At 35.3% G+C, this 17235-nt stretch carries 18 protein-coding genes; 8 read left to right on the top strand and 10 right to left on the bottom strand.

From position 1 onward, the window contains the following. Positions 1-415: 415 nt before the first annotated feature. Together KI338_RS03135 and rnjA are read left to right on the top strand one after the other, a co-directional pair. Positions 416-625: a DNA-dependent RNA polymerase subunit epsilon gene (locus KI338_RS03135; protein ID WP_212919502.1), complete on the top strand. Its 210-nt coding sequence runs from the start codon at positions 416-418 to the stop codon at positions 623-625. Between the two features lie 3 nt (positions 626-628). Then, on the top strand, positions 629-2296 hold the full coding sequence (gene rnjA / locus KI338_RS03130; RefSeq protein ID WP_212919501.1) for a ribonuclease J1: 1668 nt from the start codon (positions 629-631) through the stop codon (positions 2294-2296). Between the two features lie 101 nt (positions 2297-2397). Here rnjA and KI338_RS03125 read toward each other — a convergent pair whose 3' ends face one another. The 8 genes from KI338_RS03125 to fadH form a co-directional block, all read right to left on the bottom strand. Continuing rightward, complete coding sequence (locus KI338_RS03125) at positions 2398-3063, bottom strand: potassium channel family protein (protein WP_212919500.1); 666 nt, start codon at positions 3061-3063, stop codon at positions 2398-2400. 252 nt (positions 3064-3315) lie between these two features. Then, the gene (locus tag KI338_RS03120) at positions 3316-5157 is read right to left on the bottom strand and encodes an ABC transporter ATP-binding protein (protein WP_212919499.1); all 1842 of its coding nucleotides are present in this window, start codon (positions 5155-5157) and stop codon (positions 3316-3318) included. 13 nt (positions 5158-5170) lie between these two features. Continuing rightward, the gene (locus KI338_RS03115; RefSeq protein WP_212919498.1) at positions 5171-6919 is read right to left on the bottom strand and encodes an ABC transporter ATP-binding protein; all 1749 of its coding nucleotides are present in this window, start codon (positions 6917-6919) and stop codon (positions 5171-5173) included. 204 nt (positions 6920-7123) lie between these two features. Further along, on the bottom strand, positions 7124-7366 hold the full coding sequence (locus tag KI338_RS03110; RefSeq protein WP_212919497.1) for a YkuS family protein: 243 nt from the start codon (positions 7364-7366) through the stop codon (positions 7124-7126). A 66-nt stretch (positions 7367-7432) separates the two neighbouring features. Next, on the bottom strand, positions 7433-8569 hold the full coding sequence (locus KI338_RS03105; protein ID WP_212919496.1) for an N-acetyldiaminopimelate deacetylase: 1137 nt from the start codon (positions 8567-8569) through the stop codon (positions 7433-7435). Between the two features lie 12 nt (positions 8570-8581). Continuing rightward, entirely contained in the window at positions 8582-9301 is a 720-nt protein-coding gene (dapD, locus tag KI338_RS03100) for a 2,3,4,5-tetrahydropyridine-2,6-dicarboxylate N-acetyltransferase (protein ID WP_212919495.1), read from the bottom strand. Between the two features lie 182 nt (positions 9302-9483). Beyond that, positions 9484-9933 carry a cyclic-di-AMP-binding protein CbpB gene (cbpB, locus tag KI338_RS03095; protein ID WP_212919494.1) on the bottom strand — a complete coding sequence of 150 codons (450 nt, stop codon included), beginning with the start codon at positions 9931-9933 and terminating at the stop codon, positions 9484-9486. 578 nt (positions 9934-10511) lie between these two features. After that, entirely contained in the window at positions 10512-11279 is a 768-nt protein-coding gene (fadH, locus tag KI338_RS03090; protein WP_212919493.1) for a 2,4-dienoyl-CoA reductase, read from the bottom strand. Between the two features lie 133 nt (positions 11280-11412). Here fadH and KI338_RS03085 point away from each other — a divergent pair, with 133 nt between their 5' ends. The 3 genes from KI338_RS03085 to KI338_RS03075 all read left to right on the top strand — a co-directional run bounded on the left by KI338_RS03085 (position 11413) and on the right by KI338_RS03075 (position 13601). Further along, a complete protein-coding gene (locus tag KI338_RS03085) occupies positions 11413-12264 on the top strand; it encodes a metallophosphoesterase (RefSeq protein WP_212919492.1) in 852 nt (283 codons plus the stop codon). Between the two features lie 107 nt (positions 12265-12371). Beyond that, on the top strand, positions 12372-12950 hold the full coding sequence (locus tag KI338_RS03080; RefSeq protein ID WP_212919491.1) for an SCO family protein: 579 nt from the start codon (positions 12372-12374) through the stop codon (positions 12948-12950). A gap of 177 nt (positions 12951-13127) precedes the next feature. Then, positions 13128-13601, top strand: a complete 474-nt coding sequence (locus tag KI338_RS03075) for a YkyB family protein (protein ID WP_212919490.1) — start codon at positions 13128-13130, stop codon at positions 13599-13601. 79 nt (positions 13602-13680) lie between these two features. Here KI338_RS03075 and KI338_RS03070 read toward each other — a convergent pair whose 3' ends face one another. Then, complete coding sequence (locus tag KI338_RS03070; RefSeq protein WP_212919489.1) at positions 13681-14034, bottom strand: hypothetical protein; 354 nt, start codon at positions 14032-14034, stop codon at positions 13681-13683. Between the two features lie 128 nt (positions 14035-14162). On the opposite strand from KI338_RS03070, the gene KI338_RS03065 reads away from it, so the two are divergent. Continuing rightward, positions 14163-15086, top strand: a complete 924-nt coding sequence (locus tag KI338_RS03065) for a DMT family transporter (protein WP_212919488.1) — start codon at positions 14163-14165, stop codon at positions 15084-15086. Then, the gene (locus KI338_RS03060; RefSeq protein ID WP_212919487.1) at positions 15070-16230 is read left to right on the top strand and encodes an aminotransferase A; all 1161 of its coding nucleotides are present in this window, start codon (positions 15070-15072) and stop codon (positions 16228-16230) included. The genes KI338_RS03065 and KI338_RS03060 overlap by 17 nt, the downstream gene beginning before the upstream one ends. Positions 16231-16297: 67 nt before the next feature. Here the strand turns inward: KI338_RS03060 and KI338_RS03055 are convergent, their stop codons facing one another. Continuing rightward, on the bottom strand, positions 16298-16498 hold the full coding sequence (locus KI338_RS03055; RefSeq protein ID WP_212919486.1) for an aspartyl-phosphate phosphatase Spo0E family protein: 201 nt from the start codon (positions 16496-16498) through the stop codon (positions 16298-16300). A 193-nt stretch (positions 16499-16691) separates the two neighbouring features. Between KI338_RS03055 and lepB the strand changes: the two genes are divergently transcribed. Then, the gene (lepB, locus tag KI338_RS03050; RefSeq protein WP_244853317.1) at positions 16692-17216 is read left to right on the top strand and encodes a signal peptidase I; all 525 of its coding nucleotides are present in this window, start codon (positions 16692-16694) and stop codon (positions 17214-17216) included. Positions 17217-17235 lie beyond the last annotated feature (19 nt).

The raw sequence follows: 17235 nt of genomic DNA, 5'->3' as shown, positions 1-17235 counted from the left end.
AAGAATAAGCAAAATTAATGGCAGGTAGTATAAACAATAGCCAATCTACCGATAATGAAAATCTGACATTTGTAACCTGCCATTTTGTAAAGTTCCAAAATATTACCATAGGAATAGTAAACGGAAACGGATGCGGAATTATTAAAATAGTTAAGTTATCATTTAAGATCATTTATTAAAATGAATTGAACATATCTCTATGTATGGTCGAAAACTAGACGATAGGATATGTTACATAGAAATACTTAACAAGGATTAAATAGTTTTATTTTCGTACATTGACATCAGTATTAGAAAATAGAAAAAACGTTCATCATGCTTTATGTGAACAAAATAAATACATTTGTACAGGAAAAGTAGATTTACATTCTTTTCTGGCAAAAAGTTTTTTGAAGAGAGAGACAGGAGAGATAACATGATATTCAAAGTAATTTACCAAGAGTCCTCATATGAGGTACCTATTCGTGAGCGTTCTAAGTCGCTCTATCTAGAAGCCGAATCACAAAAAGATGTACGTAAAAAATTAAGTGATCGCGGATACAACATCGAATTAATCCAACCATTAGATGAAGCACATTTGGAATACGAAAAGCAATCTGAAGACTTTAAATTGGAGAACGTGTAAGTTATGAAATTTGTAAAAAATGATCAAGCAGCGGTATTTGCACTTGGCGGACTCGGTGAAATTGGTAAAAATACGTATGGTGTTCAATTCCAAGACGAAATTATTTTAATTGATGCAGGGATAAAATTCCCTGAGGATGAGCTTCTTGGTATTGATTATGTTATTCCAGATTATACGTATATCATCCAAAACCAAGACAAAGTCAAGGGACTATTTGTAACTCATGGACATGAAGATCATATCGGTGGTATTCCCTATTTACTTCGTGAAGTAAATATTCCAATTTATGCTGGCAAGCTTGCAATAGGTTTAATTCGAAACAAATTAGAAGAACATGGACTATTAAGAAATGCAAAATTAATTACAATTCAAGAAGATGATGTCATTAAATTCCGTAAAACTTCCGTAAGCTTTTTCCGTACTACGCACAGTATTCCTGATTCCTATGGGATTGTTATTAAAACACCTCCAGGTAATATTGTTCATACAGGGGATTTTAAATTTGACTTTACCCCTGTTGGAGATCCTGCGAACTTAACAAAAATGGCTGAAATAGGTAAAGAAGGCGTACTCTGCCTTCTATCTGATAGCACGAATAGTGAGGTACCTGGCTTCACCATGTCTGAGAAGGTTGTCGGAGAAAATATTAAAGATATATTCAGTCGTGTTACCGGTAGAATTATCTTTGCTACTTTCGCTTCCAATATCTACCGACTTCAGCAGATGGTAGAAGCAGCGGTTGCAACAAATCGTAAAGTAGCCGTGTTTGGACGTAGCATGGAATCTGCCATTACACTTGGGCAAGAACTTGGATACATCCAAGCACCTAAGGACACATTCATCGATGCGAACGAAATTAATAGACTTCCTGCAAATGAAGTAACCATTCTCTGTACAGGATCCCAAGGTGAGCCGATGGCAGCTTTATCAAGAATTGCAAATGGTACACATAGGCAAATTCAAATTATACCAGGCGACACAGTTGTATTCTCTTCCTCACCAATCCCAGGGAATACGATAAGTGTTGGAAAGACTATTAATTTGCTTTATCGTGCTGGAGCAGAAGTAATTCATGGTAAACTTAATGACATCCATACCTCTGGACATGGAAGTCAGGAAGAACAAAAATTAATGCTACGACTAATGAAACCAAAATTCTTTTTACCTATTCACGGTGAATATCGCATGATCGTAGAACATACAAAACTTGCTGAAATGTGTGGGATAGATTTAGAGAATTCCTTTGTTATGGATAATGGGGATGTATTAGCTCTAAGTAAAGATAGTGCCCAAGTAGCTGGTAAAATTCCTTCTGGCTCTGTCTATGTAGATGGAAGTGGAATAGGTGATATCGGAAATATCGTATTACGAGATCGCCGAATCCTTTCTGAAGAAGGCTTGGTTATCGTAGTAGTAAGTATAAACATGAAGGAATTCAAAATCGCAGCTGGTCCTGATATTATTTCTCGAGGATTTGTATATATGCGTGAATCAGAGGACATGATTAACGAAGCACAGAAGTTGGTCTCAGCTCATTTAAATAAAGTAATGGAGCGTAAAACAACCCAGTGGTCGGAAATTAAAAATGAAATTACCGATACCATTGCACCATTCCTATATGAAAAAACAAAGCGCAGACCTATGATTTTACCAATCATTATGGAAGTATAAAAAAAGGAAGTATCCGAAATCGAAACGGATACTTCCTTTTAATTTTCTTTACTACCGTACACGGTTATATAGAAATTTTATGGCAAAACAACTCTAAATTCTTATTCATCTATGACTAGTTGTCTTTCAAATCTAGCAATATCTTTATCTGCTCCGACAACTATTAAAATATCCCCTATTTTTAGAATGTCTTCGGGGGTTGGTGATACATTAATGTGATTACCCTGCTTAATAGCAACAACCGTACAACCATATTTTGCACGAATGTCAAGTCCTATAATTGATTTACCAATCATTTTCTTCCCTGCTTTTACCTCTACAATACTGTGCTCATCGGATAGTTCTAAGTAGTCAACTATATTATTAGACATAATACTATGGGCTATTCTTCTTCCCATATCTCGTTCAGGATGTACTACTTGATGGGCACCAATTTTATGCAGGATTTTTGCATGATAATCATTTTGAGCTTTAACAGTAATTTTTTCAACTCCGAGTTCTGTAAGCACTACAGTGGTTAGAATACTTGCCTGTATATTATCTCCAATTGCCACAATAACGTGATCGAAGTTTTTAATTCCTAGCTCTTTCAAAGTAGTTTCATCGGTAGAATCCGCAATCACTGCATGAGATGCAATGTTCTTATATTGATTAACACGTTCTTCATCTCGGTCAATTGCTAATACTTCCATACCCTCTTTACTTAACTCCTGACAAATACTCCCCCCAAATCTGCCTAAGCCTATAACAGCAAACTCTTTTTTCATACATGTTCCTCCAAACCAAACGCACTTGTATCTATTACTTTAACAATTGAAATAGAAAAGTGCAAGATGCTCCTATGGAGATGTAGAACTAAAACTAGGGGATCTCGTTGCAGAAATCGTTGACATTTTTAATTTCTTATCAAGAAGTTTGCAGATCAATTGTCGAATCAATACTGTTCTAGTAACTTCCCCTATTACAATGTACAACATAAAAGAAGCAAATTTCCAAAGTAGAAAATTTGCTTCTTTTCACTAAATGGCATCCAACATTTGGAATTGGGAGCGTACTAATTCATAGTATTCACCCTTTTGTTCCATCAATTGCTCATGATTACCACTTTCCAATATTTTCCCTTGCTGCAATACAAAAATATTATCTGCCTCACGAATGGTGGAAAGCCTGTGAGCAATAATGATTGCCGTTCTTCCTTTCAGCAACGTCCGGAGTGCTGCTTGAATTTTTAATTCGGTTTCCGTATCAATACTTGCAGTAGCTTCGTCTAAAATGATGATACTCGGATTAGCAAGTAATGCTCGGGCAAAGGATAATAATTGTCTTTCCCCTGCAGAGAGAATATTTCCTCTTTCTTCAACCTCGGTTTGATAACCTTTTGCTAACCGTGCAATGAAATCATCAGCTCCAACAACTCTTGCTGCTTCCATTACCTCTTCATCTGTTGCACCTGGATTACCAAATCGTATGTTATCCATAATAGTACCAGAGAAAATAAAGGTATCTTGTAAAACGACACTAATATGTTTTCGTAAGCTATTTAAGGATACATCACGTAAATTATGTCCATCAATCTTAACCTGACCTTTGGTTGGGTCATAAAATCTGCTAATTAAGTTGGCGATGGTTGATTTTCCACTACCTGTATGGCCAACTAATGCAATTGTCTGACCTGCCTTCATTTCTAGTGAAACCTCATGAAGGGCAATCCGGTTCTCATCATAGGAGAATTGAACATGGTCAAATTCGATACGTCCTTTCATCTCCTGAAATTCATACGGATTTTCAACCTCATCAACATTAGGTTTTTCATCTAGGTATTCAAATATTCGTTCCGAGGAAGCCATAGCTACTAAGAGCTGATTATACATTTGACCCAAACGAGAAATAGGATCCCAAAACATACCTAGGAAAAACGCAAAGGATACGAAGGTACCTAGCTCAATCCCTCCATTAGAAGGGCCGAGAATGATAAGATGTGCCCCGAATACGATCAAAATGACTGTACCTATAGCATTACTCATTTCCACAAAGGGACGGAACATTGCACTTTTCTTCGTTGCACTAACCCAAGCATTGTACGTATCCGTATTTAACCCATTAAAAAACTCTGTATTTTCTTTTTCCTGAGTAAATGCCTGTGTAATACGAATTCCTTGGATACTTTCGTTCAGGTGGGAATTCATCCGAGATTGTTGTATCCGAACTTCTTGCCATGTCCTACGTATTTTTCTTCTTAGAACAGTAGTTACATAAAACATGAGTGGAATAACTACCATAACAGCTAAGGCTAATTTTGGACTTAGTGTAATTAAGATAGTTACAATTCCCAGTAATGTCGCAATATCCATTAAGAGATTGATTATCCCACTTGAGAATAGCTCCTGTAAAGAGTTTGTATCATTCATGATCCGAACTAGAATAGAACCAGCTGATTTGGAATCAAAGAAATTATTCGATAGCCCCTGAACATGGGTAAACAAATGCTGCCTCAAATCATATATAACATTTTGTCCTAATAAATTTACCCATTTTATTCGAAAATAGTTGGCGACATAGCTAAGTAAATAAAGAATACCAATCGTAATAACTAAGTATAGTAACAAAGTAGTATCTTTTTTAGCGATAGCGATATCAATTGCAGCTTTACCAATTAAAATAGGTATCGCTAAGCGAATTGCTGTTGACACGATCATCGCAATAATTGCACCTAATAAATAGGTTTTCGTATAAGGCTTTAAATAGTATAGTAATCGCCACATTTGCTTCCAGTTAAAGGGCTTCTCAATTGCTTGATCCACTGTATAATAAAATCGTTTTAAATGTCGTTTATTCTCTATTTGTGCTCCCTTGCTTGACATGCTTTTCCCCCCTTTAATTGACAGCATTCATAATGGCGTCATGGTCTTGATATTGGATACTATAAATTCGCTTATATACACCATTATTTGATAATAATTCTTCATGTGTGCCACGTTCTACTACTTCCCCATCATCTAACACGATTATCTCATCAGCATGCTTTAAAGACGAGATACGGTGCGCAATGATAAATGACGTACGGTCTTTCATAACTTCTTTTAATGCCTTCTGTATCTGGAATTCCGTTTCCATATCTACTGCTGATGTTGCATCGTCAAGGACTAGAATACTAGGGTCAGTACATATAGCACGGGCAATTGCAATTCGTTGTTTCTGACCTCCGGATAACCCCATTCCTCTTTCCCCTAATAAGGTATCATAACCCTTTGGCATTTCCATGATAAAGTCATGGGCCTGTGCTCGTTTAGCTGCATCAACAATTTGTTCATCTGTAGCTTCTGGATTACCATAAGCAATATTTTCCTTAATTGTTGTTGAGAACAAGAAGGACTCTTGTAAAACGTAGCCAATGTGCTTCCTTAATGTCTTAATACTATAATCTGTTACTGGTCTTCCATCTACAAGTACATCACCGGCTTCTGGCTCATAAAACCTAGTAATTAATTGTGTGATACTAGTCTTACCTGATCCAGTTGCCCCTATTAAGCCAATTGTCTTACCTGGTGGTGCATCAAAGCTAATATTTTTAAGTGCGGAGTCATCATCTTTTGTATAAGTGAGCGTAACATTGTGAAATGTAACATGCCCCTTAATCGGAGTAGTTATTGGATTATCCTTTTCAACAATATCTTCTTTTGCTTCTAAAATTTCTCTTAATCGTTCTCCAGAAGCTTTTGCTTGTGAGAACATATTCACCACATAACCAACATTCATTAATGGTCCCATGATATACCATACTAAACTAAAGAAGGCAACGAGCTCACCAAGTGCTAATGTCTCATCAATGACAAGGAATCCTCCATAAGCAAGCAACGCTACTGCACAAACATTCCCGATAAATTCCATTAGTGGGAAGAATTTCGCCCATAATTCCGATGTGCTAATATAGTTTTTTCGATAGTCATCATTACTGGTTGAAAACCTATCAATTTCAAAATCCTCACGTGATAAGGACTTCACTGTTTGCATCCCACTTATATTCTCTTGTACCCTTGTGTTTAGTTTTCCAAAAGACTTACGGATTCCGCGAAAGGCAGGATGGGCTCTCTTTTCAAACCTCATAACTACTATTATGAGGAATGGCATAGCAGCCATGGTAACCAATGTGAGTGGTATGGAATAATAAAACATAACACTTAAACTAATACCAATTAATAGAACAATCCGGATAAGTTCCGCAAAGCCAAACGATAGGAAGAAACGAAATCCTTCCACATCTGATGTTAATCGAGACATAATATCCCCGGTTTTTGCATTATCATAATACTTAAAAGACAATACCTGCAGCTTCTTATACAGTGCATCACGAACCTCATACACTGCACTGACTCCAAAAAGGTCACCTAAATATTGATGATAAAATGTAGCTATTCCTTTAATCAGCATTAGAACGACGAAGATGGATGAAATCCATGGAATTAAGTCATATCTCTCTTTTGCGACTACTTCGTCAATCGTTAACTGCAAAATTATCGGATACACAACCGTTATGACCGTTACAAAAAATAAAAAGAATAATGAAGCATAAAAATACTTTCTATAAGGCCAGTAAAACTCTTTTAGCTTTTTAAATGTATCCATTCTAAATCCCCTCCCCCAAGAAGTATTTTCTATAACGTAATTACTAATATAGCGGTTTCCGAAATAAATTGCTACAACTTTTACTTTATTTTTTAAAAATTATTTCTAATTCATCAATAGAAAAAATTTAAACCATAATAAAAACAAGGCCTCCTGCTAGTAGGAGCCTTGTTTTAGTAATTCATATAAACTTTTGTATATTTATTAACTTAATTTATTATTTACCATTTGGCAAATTTCTTCAGCATTTTGTCCATTTGCATTAATCACCGGACCTGAAATGCTAGTATCAGCCATACCCATAACATCCTTATCTAAACCGGAAATTACACAACAATCACAATGAGCTGTATCCGCTTCGGATTTTAGCTCGATTACTTCATGTCCCATTGCCATTAGTGCTTCTTTTACATCAGTAAGGGATTCTTCTACCCCGATTCTAGCCATACTTTTTTCACTCCTCTAAGTATCCATTTTTACATCCTTAGTTTGACCGAAAGTATGGAAGATATTCTAGGATATTTTCCCTTCCATAGACAATTCACGAAGCATATGAATAACAGTATTTACTCCAACCTCTAATGCTTCTTCCCTAGGTTTTAATTTAGCATGATGAAGACCGTAGCTTGAATTTACACCAAGCCAAAACATGAAGCCAGGTATATCCTTAAGCATGAAGCCAAAATCTTCACCTGTCATTGCTTCTTTTGCTTCTGCATAGTGAATACCTATTTTTTTTGTAACATGCTTAAATCGTTGGACGAACTGTTCATCATTATATACCTGATAATAGGATGAACCATAATCTAATTTGATATGACAATCATGCATGATTTCGAAGCCTTTAGCAAGACGTTGCAATAGCTCTTTTACTTGTGACATAACCACCGGATTTAATGTCCGTATCGTTCCCTCTAGTCTAGCGGTTTCAGCTATTGCATTTTGGACATGGCCACTAGTCATTTTGCCAATTGTAATAACAGCACTATCTAGGGGATTTAAATTTCTTGCTATTATTCCTTGTACATGGGAAATGAAAGCACCTGCTGCAACTGCCATATCCTTTGATAAGTGTGGATATGCTGCATGACCACCTTTTCCTTTGAAATTGATAAATAACTCACTCGTATTTGCGAATAGTAACCCAGTTTTACTCGCAACTGTCCCTACTGGATACTCAGGTGCTATATGAAGAGCGAAGATACAATCTGGATACCACTCTAAAAACACATCGGAAAGCATCAGTGGCAATGCTCCGCCTGGTCCCTCTTCTGCTGGTTGAAATATGAATAGTACATCATCTGTGATTCGATGCTCAATAACGCTTTTTAAAGCTCCTAAAGCAATTGTCATATGGAAGTCATGTCCACAGGCATGCATATTGCCAGGATGTTTTGAGGCAAAATCATATCCTGTTTCTTCAAAAATTGGTAGTCCATCAATATCCGTACGAAAACCAATTAATTGTTTTGATTTCGTTCCAGAAACCTTCACTAATATTCCTGTTTTCCACGTTTTCACTTCTACATGATCATTAGCGATTGAGTGGATATAATGAAGTAAATATTCATGTGTCTTGAATTCTTGAAACCCTAATTCAGGAATTTGATGTAATTCACGTCTAATTTTACGCAGCTCAGCCAGATCCATTTTGTAGTCCCTCTATTCATTGTCTAGCTTACGTAGTTCTTGCTTAATTTCCGTCTTGGCTTTCGTTCCTTCATCAATTTCTTTTAAAACTTTTGCAGGTGTACCTGCTACTAGTGTGTATGGAGTAACATCTTTGGTTACGATAGCACCAGCTGCAACGATAGCTCCCTTACCTACAGTTACCCCTTCTAAAACAACAGCATTTGCTCCGATCACTACATCGTCCTCTATAACTACCGGTTTTGCTGATGGTGGTTCAATGACACCCGCTAGAACAGTTCCAGCTCCTATATGGCAATTTTTTCCAACTGTTGCGCGCCCACCAAGCACGGCATTCATGTCAATCATCGTACCATCACCAATAACAGCTCCAATATTGATCATAGCACCCATCATAATTACAACCCCGTCACCAATTTTTACTTGATCACGAATAATCGCACCTGGTTCAATTCGAGCATTAATATTCTTCATGTCCAATAATGGAATTGCTGAATTCCTACGATCATTTTCTACGACATAATCTGCTATAGCTGAACGATTGTTCTTTAAGAAATCAGAAACTTCCTTCCATTCTCCAAACAGTACACCGTTTTTTTGTTCTACAAAAGCTTGGATGTTTCCAAAGTTAAGTCCAGATAACTCTTCCCCTTTTATGTATACTTTTACAGGCGTGCTTTTCTTACTATTCGAGATAAAGCTAATAATTTCTTCTGCATTCATCATACCCATGATCGATCCCCCTTAATTTTTATAATCTTCACTCTATCAGACAGTTTATCTTCAAGCAATACGAAGAGGATACCAAAAATAACTTCCTTTGATATCCTCTTTCCATGACAGGAGAAGCTTGATTCTCAATCTGCGAATCCCTTACTATAAAATTTTTATTCTTAACACTATGTCTTAAGTCATTAATTTTTACTTTTTCCTGAATATATATCCTTTCGTAATTCTTTCAGTAATGCTCTTCTCGTTAAAATACCATCAAAATAGCCTTCTTCATCAACAATGCAAACAAAAGGATAATCAATTAGCGCCTTCAATCCATCAAGGATTGTATCCTCTTTTAAGAGTCTAGGAATATCTGTTACCATAACCTCCTGTACCTGAAGTGTTGATAATCGTTCAATCTCAAATTGTTCTAATCCCAATATTTCATTTAGAATTCTCGTTTTTCCAATTGTACCTTGTAATCTATAAGTTGAATCAAGTACAGGCACAGCAGAGTATCCTGATTTTACTAAAACTAATAAAGCATGTTCTAGTGGATTGTTTAGTTGGACATGTGCAACCTTCTCAGAGGGAATCATTAAATCTCTAATTGTAAGCGATGTCAAATCTCTATCTTGCAATATACTCATATTACCCGCTCCTTTTTATCAAACTAACCTGAAAGACAATTCTAATGAAGGGGCCTACCTTAGATCAGATGAAATATTTTTTCCACCTCAACCTTAGTGTAACATATATGGTAATAATTTAGCATGTACGATATAGAATGATTGAAGATGAACATTAATAAATGCCCGTATTACAGTTATATGTTAAAGAGAATTGAATTTAAGTCCTAAGAAAACCAAAAAATATTTTGGGTATCACAAGTTTTTTCGGTTCTCTTGGTGCTAAAAAGAATTTGAATCACTTCATCTACCTTTCCATATTTTCTGTAACAAAAATTTTGAAGACCTAACCCTGTGAGGATGAACAGATAAAAATGCTTGAAGTATGATAAATGGTGTAAAACTACTTATTTTATCCCTTTATGTATTCTATGAAGGAGTAACTTGTTTTGTTGATTAGCCAAGAGTCGATAGTAAGATTTCATAATAGTCCTTAGAGTTAGTATGCTTAATAGCATTTCTTTTTATTTGATGAAGGTGACTTTAAGAAAATTAAAGGGCCTTTTTTAGAGATACTGTACCAAAGGCCCATAGGACATTTAAAACGGAAATTTATTTAGCCACTGCCCACCGTCCATCGTTACTACTTCTCCATTAATGTAGGAGGCTTTATCAGATAACAAGAAATAAGCTAGCTCTGCTATTTCCTCTGGTTTTCCTAATCGCTTTAATGGTACTGAGTCTAATGTCCGTTTAGCCGCTTCTTCAGACAGAAATAGCTTTTCTGCTCCTCCTGTTCTTTCAATTGGTCCAGGGGCAATTGCATTAACACGAATACCATATTTCGTTCCCCACTCTACTGCTAATGTTCTTGTCATATTGAGTACGCCTGCTTTTGCAGCTGATGAATGGATAACTCCAGCACCTGCATTCCAAGCATATGTAGCTACCATATTAATAATCGTGCCTTGGATATTATTTTCTATCCAGTACCTTCCTACTTCTCTACTACAATAAAAAGTACCATTTAATACTATATCAATGACCGCTTTCCAGCCGTTGACAGATAAATCCTCTGCTGCACAAATAAAATTACCTGCAGCATTATTCACTAAATGGTCTATTCTACCAAATCGATTAACTGTCTCTTTCACCATTCGTTCTATATCTTCTGGATTACGAACATCTAATGGAACTGAAAGGATATCTCCCTTTGCACTTTGTGCAAGCTCTTCTTGTACAGCTAATAATTTTTCCTCAGTTCTACCTGTTAAGACAACATTCAATCCCTCATCAGCAAATTTCTTAGCCATGAATTTCCCCATGCCACTAGAACTTCCTGTAACGATTACTGTCTCTTTAACCATACATTATCTTCCTCTCTATAGTACTATCTTCATACTATTTCTATTATAAGGAAAAGTCAAAAATCATATGTTGTATTACAGATAAAGCTATGTATGATATAATGAATAACACTATTGAATAAAAGGTGAGAGAATGAATAGAAGGTCTTTTCTAAAAAAACTTATTGGCAGTACACTCACATTTTTGGGTTTAACTGGCGGAACATATTATTATGCAAGGAATATTGAACCTAGTATGCTCACCATAAAAAAAGAAACGATTACCCATACAAAAATCCCCGCTTCATTCGATAATATTAGAATAGTACAATTTTCAGATACACACATTGGTTTCCACTACACGCTAAATCAATTTGAAGAGCTAGTTGAGAAAATTAATAAATTAAATCCGGATATAATTGTCTTTACTGGTGACTTAGTAGATGAACCAAATCACTATAATTGGAACCAGAGACTGATCAATTTACTCCACTCACTTCATGCACCATTAGGGAAGTTCTGGATATATGGTAACCATGATCATGGGGGATATGGTACCGAAATTGTCCAAGAGACAATGGAGAAAGCTGAATTTATTCTACTTAAAAACACTCATCATGTAATTGAAAATAATTTAGACAGAATCATCCTTACCGGTATCGATGATGTAATGCTTGGTAAGCCAAATCTAGCGAAAGCACTTGAAAATACTAATTCTGATCTGTTTACTATATTACTTGCACATGAGCCGGATTATGCTGATCATACAATTGACTATCCAGTAGATATTCAACTTTCCGGTCATAGTCATGGAGGACAAGTACGCTTTCCTTTTATCGGTCATTTATATACACCAAAGTTTGCAGAAAAATATGTAGAAGGAAAATATACATTTGAATCCAGCAACTTAATTTTATATGTTAGTAGAGGTATTGGTACAACTAGACTTCCTTACCGATTCCTTTGTGTGCCTGAGATTACATGCTTTACCTTAAAACAAAAATAGTAGACTTTCTTTTATAGTCTCCCATCAAGTTTGTAACAGTTTGTCCATAGTTTCTAGAACGTTTACATGCTAAAATAATGGAAGAATATATTACTGGAGGAAAAACTATGAAAAAAAAGATTTCCGTCGTAATCATGCTTGCACTTGTTGTATTTCTAGCAGCATGTGGACAAAAATATAAAGGGGACTTTTCAAATGAGGTTCAGGACTTTACCTTTACGAATCAGGATGGTAAGGAAGTAAGTAAAAGTGATTTTGACGGAAAAATATGGATTGTAGACTTCATCTACACATCATGTGAAACGGAATGTCCACAAATGACATATAACAAGCAAAAGATTGAACGTGCATTAGAAGATGAAGGAATTAATAATATTGAATTTGTATCATTTAGTATTGACCCCGAGCGTGATACACCAGAGGCTTTAAAAGAATATGGGGAAGTACGTGGAATTGAATTTGATCATTGGACATTTTTGACAGGCTATGATTATGAAACGATTAAAGAGTTTGCTGTTAAGTCTTTCAAAATTCCAATTGAACAACTTGAGGATAATACCTTTATGCACGGTGTTTCGTTTACCATAGTCAGTCCAGAGGGAAACGCAATAAAGAGTTACAATGGCTATTACCTTGAACAAGATCAAATCAAAGAAATGGTAGAATTTATAAAAGATATGCAATAAAGAGCCATATGGTAGTGACCCCAAAAAGATAGATTGTAATTATAGCTTTTGGGATCACAACCTACCGGCTTCTTTTTTTATCTTTATTATTTGAAAAATGGACAAGCTTTACGTTACTATTTATTTTAGATAGTAAGTTTATAACGTACGCCAATACTTATAGAAAGGAGGAGAGCTATGGCCCAACACGAAACAGTATCCATACAGGATTTAGCAAAAGCAATATATACGGTAAATCGTCACGCAAAAACAGCACTTGAGCCACAGCACCTGTATTTTATTAAGAAAGAAACAATTAATCGCCTATTAAAGGAACAAAAAGCAAAAAAAATTGGTCTTCATTTTTCTGAACACCCAAAATTAAGTAATCAACATTCAACACTATTAGTTCAAGTGGATGACTATTTTTTTCACATTCCTCCAACGAAGGAAGACTTTCAAGAACTTAAGCATTTAGGCTCACTTGATCATAATTTTCGAAATCCCCAAACAAAAATGTCTTTAGCGCAGGCAAAAAAAATTATCTATCAATATATAGACTATAGAGAACCAAAAGAGAAAAAAAAGAAAACAAAAAAGTATACTTCAACTTACTACACGCCATCATCACTCGGCAAAATGGAATGGCCCCCCAAGAAAACCTTTCGATAAATTGTTAGCTTGTCTATTGTAATAATTGAGAACCCCCTCATACAAATAAAATTAAGTTTAGTATGAGGGGGTTCTTCATTCATACTCTTTTCTTTCTCTTGCTTATATTACGAAATAGGTGTATCACACAGAGGAACAATCCTAGTATTGCCAAAACCTGTAATGCCAATTTTAATAATTGATAGGTTATTAGTTCAATATGGCCATTCAATAAAACAACAATGAAAAAGAGTACGATAAAAAGTAATCCACTTAAAACGTATCGTAATAACGTTTCAGAACGTATCGATAAAAGAAATACTGAAATTGGTCTAATCAACACATAACATCCAGCAATTCCAAATAGAATAACCAATGTATAAAATAATTCTTCTTCAATGCCTATCGATTGTAGTTGCGATATCTTTATCCAATCTGAAATGGTTAAAAACATTCCCTGCACCCCTCTTCTAGTAACCTAATAAGCATTCTAAACGATTTTAATAGGAACTATACCTACAGGTCTAACTATTTTTGTACGTTTGCTATAATAAAAGATAATTTTATCAGGAGGGGTAGGAAGTGAACAAAGCAGTTACTTATATTTTGCTAGGTGCATCCTTATGGGGAACCATCGGCTGGTTTATAAAAAATCTATATGTATATGGTTTTACTCCTATGGAGGTTGTGACACTTCGAGTAACAACCTCAGCAATTATCTTACTCTTATTTTTGCTAATAACATCTCCACAAAAAGTTAAATTAACTTCCCTGTCTGATATAAAATATTTTATTGGAACGGGAATTTTTAGTATTATATTTTTTAATTATTGTATGTTTACAGCTATAAGCTTGTCCTCCATACCTGTTGCTACTGCACTGCTCTATACAGCGCCTGCATTTGTTGCCATATTATCTTTTTACTTATTTAAAGAGTCCTTTACCAAAAGAAAATCGGTGGCACTATTCGTAACATTAATTGGCACTCTATTCGTCGTACAACTAATACCTTTAAATGTAAATAATTTGCAGCTTGGGAGTATCCTATTTGGTATTGGATCTGGAATTGGTTATGCTTTATATAGTATCATTAGTAAATTTGCATTAAACAAGTACTCAAGTCTAAGTATTACGACCTTTACCTTCGTCGTAGCAGCAATTGCACTAATTCCATTTTTTCCATATCAAGAAAAACTACCACTTCTTCTAGATAAAGAGGTTTTATTCTATGCTTTTGGATTGGGACTCTTTCCAACAGCGATAGCATATATTGTGTATACATATGGCCTAAATCAAACCGAGGCATCAAAAGCTGCTATTTTATCAACAATTGAACCCGTAGTTGCAGCATCAATTGGTATTATTATTTTTAAAGAGACCTTCAACATGTTGCAAATGCTTGGCATGACAATGATTATAGGAGCAGTTATATTAATGCAAACCGAAAACAAGAATAATGCCCAGGTGATTAAATTGAGGGGGAGAACTAGTGGAAAACCGTCTTAATCAATATATACATTCAATAGAGATTTCTGGTATTAGAAAGTTCTTTCAAATGGTTGAGGAAGAAGAGAATATTGTTTCTCTTACAATTGGTCAGCCTGATTTCCATACACCTAGCCATATTAAGGAAGCTGCGATCCATGCATTAAATACGAACAGAACAACCTATACAAATAATGCTGGTATCTTCGATTTGAGAAAAGCTATTTCCGCCTTTTATGAGTCTGCATATCATGTTTATTTTAATCCTGAGAATGAAATTATTGTAACAACTGGTGCTTCTCAGGCTATCGATATCGTATTTCGAACCATATTAAATCCAGGCGATGAAGTAATTCTACCTGGTCCAATTTATCCTGGATATGAACCATTAATTACCTTAGCTGGGGCAAAAGCAGTATATGTCGATACAACAAATACTGAATTTAAATTAACAAATAAGGACTTAGAAAGGGCTATTACTAAACAAACCAAATGTGTCGTACTCCCCTACCCTTCTAATCCAACTGGTGTATCATTGACTGCTACAGAACTAAAAAAGTTGGTTGAGGTTTTAAAAGGAAAGGAAATTTTTGTTCTGGCGGATGAAATTTATAGCGAACTTGTTTATGATTTTAAACATACTTCTATTTCCAGCTTTGAAGAAATTAGGGACCGAGTTGTAGTCATTAATGGCCTATCGAAATCCCATTCCATGACTGGATTTCGTCTTGGATATGTACTAGCACCTAAATGGCTGGCAAGTCACATACTTAAAGTTCATCAATACAATGTGTCCTGTGCTTCCTCTATAAGCCAATATGCTGCACTCGAGGCACTAACAAACGGTTTAAGTGATCCGAAGAAAATGAATGAAGAATATCTTGTTAGAAGAGACTATGTTTACGACCGGTTAGTGAGGATGGGTTTACAAGTAATGAAGCCGAATGGGGCCTTTTATTTTTTTCCAAGATTTGTCATTTCTGAGATGACCTCATTTGAATTAGGTATAGATTTAGTTAAAAAGGCAAGACTTGCACTAGTACCTGGAGATAGTTTTTCATTACTTGGCGAAGGATATATGAGATTATCTTATGCCTATGATTTTCTCACACTAAAAGAGGGGTTAAATCGATTGGAAGAGTATTTACAGAAGCGAAACGTTTAGTCAGTGGATATAGTAATAGAAGGGATAATGCATAATAGCGATATCCCACCTATTAGCTATATGATAGTTAAAAATTAATATTCTCTCTATTTTTTGTGCATACTTCCTTTTTATCATATCTTAGTTTTTCATACATATTTAGCAAACGATCTAATTCTTGACTGAGAGCGATAGATTCTAGGCTTGTTATGCCTTGTGATAGGGCAACAGAACTCATTTGTTCACGAAGCCTTTCTATTTGTTTTAGGAGCTTGTCAGTTTCGTGCATGAATATTTAACAATACCTCCTTTTCTATTTCTATTAATGTAGCACAGAAATGAACCGAATAACAATTATTAATTACATTTTTTGAACTTTTTACTTACATTTAACTATTTTATCTAGGTATAATTGATATAATAGAAGTAACATTATTTTTATTTAGTTGTCAGTTACTTCTGATGAGAAAGGAATGTCTTCTTTGACCGAAACGAAACAAAAAAATGAATGGATAGAATGGGGTAAAGCAATCCTTATCGCCATTATTCTTGCATTCTTATTACGTACATTTATATTTGCAACTTCCATAGTAGAAGGAGACAGTATGGATCCTACATTACAAGATGGAGAACGGGTTGTTTTTAATAAAATTGTATATCTCATCGATGAGCCGAAACGAGGCGATATTGTCATAATCCATCGCCCAGAAAAAAATTATGTTAAGCGTGTTATTGGCTTACCTGGAGAAACAATTCAGATACGGAATCACAAGCTATATATCAATAATGAACTTCATGACCAGACCTTTTTATCAGAGGACGCAAAAAATCACACGGGTAGCTTTGGACCAATAACTATTCCAGAAGGAAGATATTTTGTGATGGGCGATAACCGATCTATCAGTAAAGATTCTAGAAATGGATTAGGCTTCATTACCGAGGATGAAATTATAGGTCGTTCGGAATTTGTGTTTTATCCCTTTAATCAAATGGCTAAAACAAGATAATATAAAAGGCAGTTCAAAG

Source organism: Ornithinibacillus bavariensis, assembly GCF_018333235.1.
GTDB lineage: Bacteria > Bacillota > Bacilli > Bacillales > Amphibacillaceae > Ornithinibacillus > Ornithinibacillus bavariensis.
Note: the sequence above shows the minus strand (reverse complement) of the source record. Positions and strands in the feature narration are given on the sequence as shown.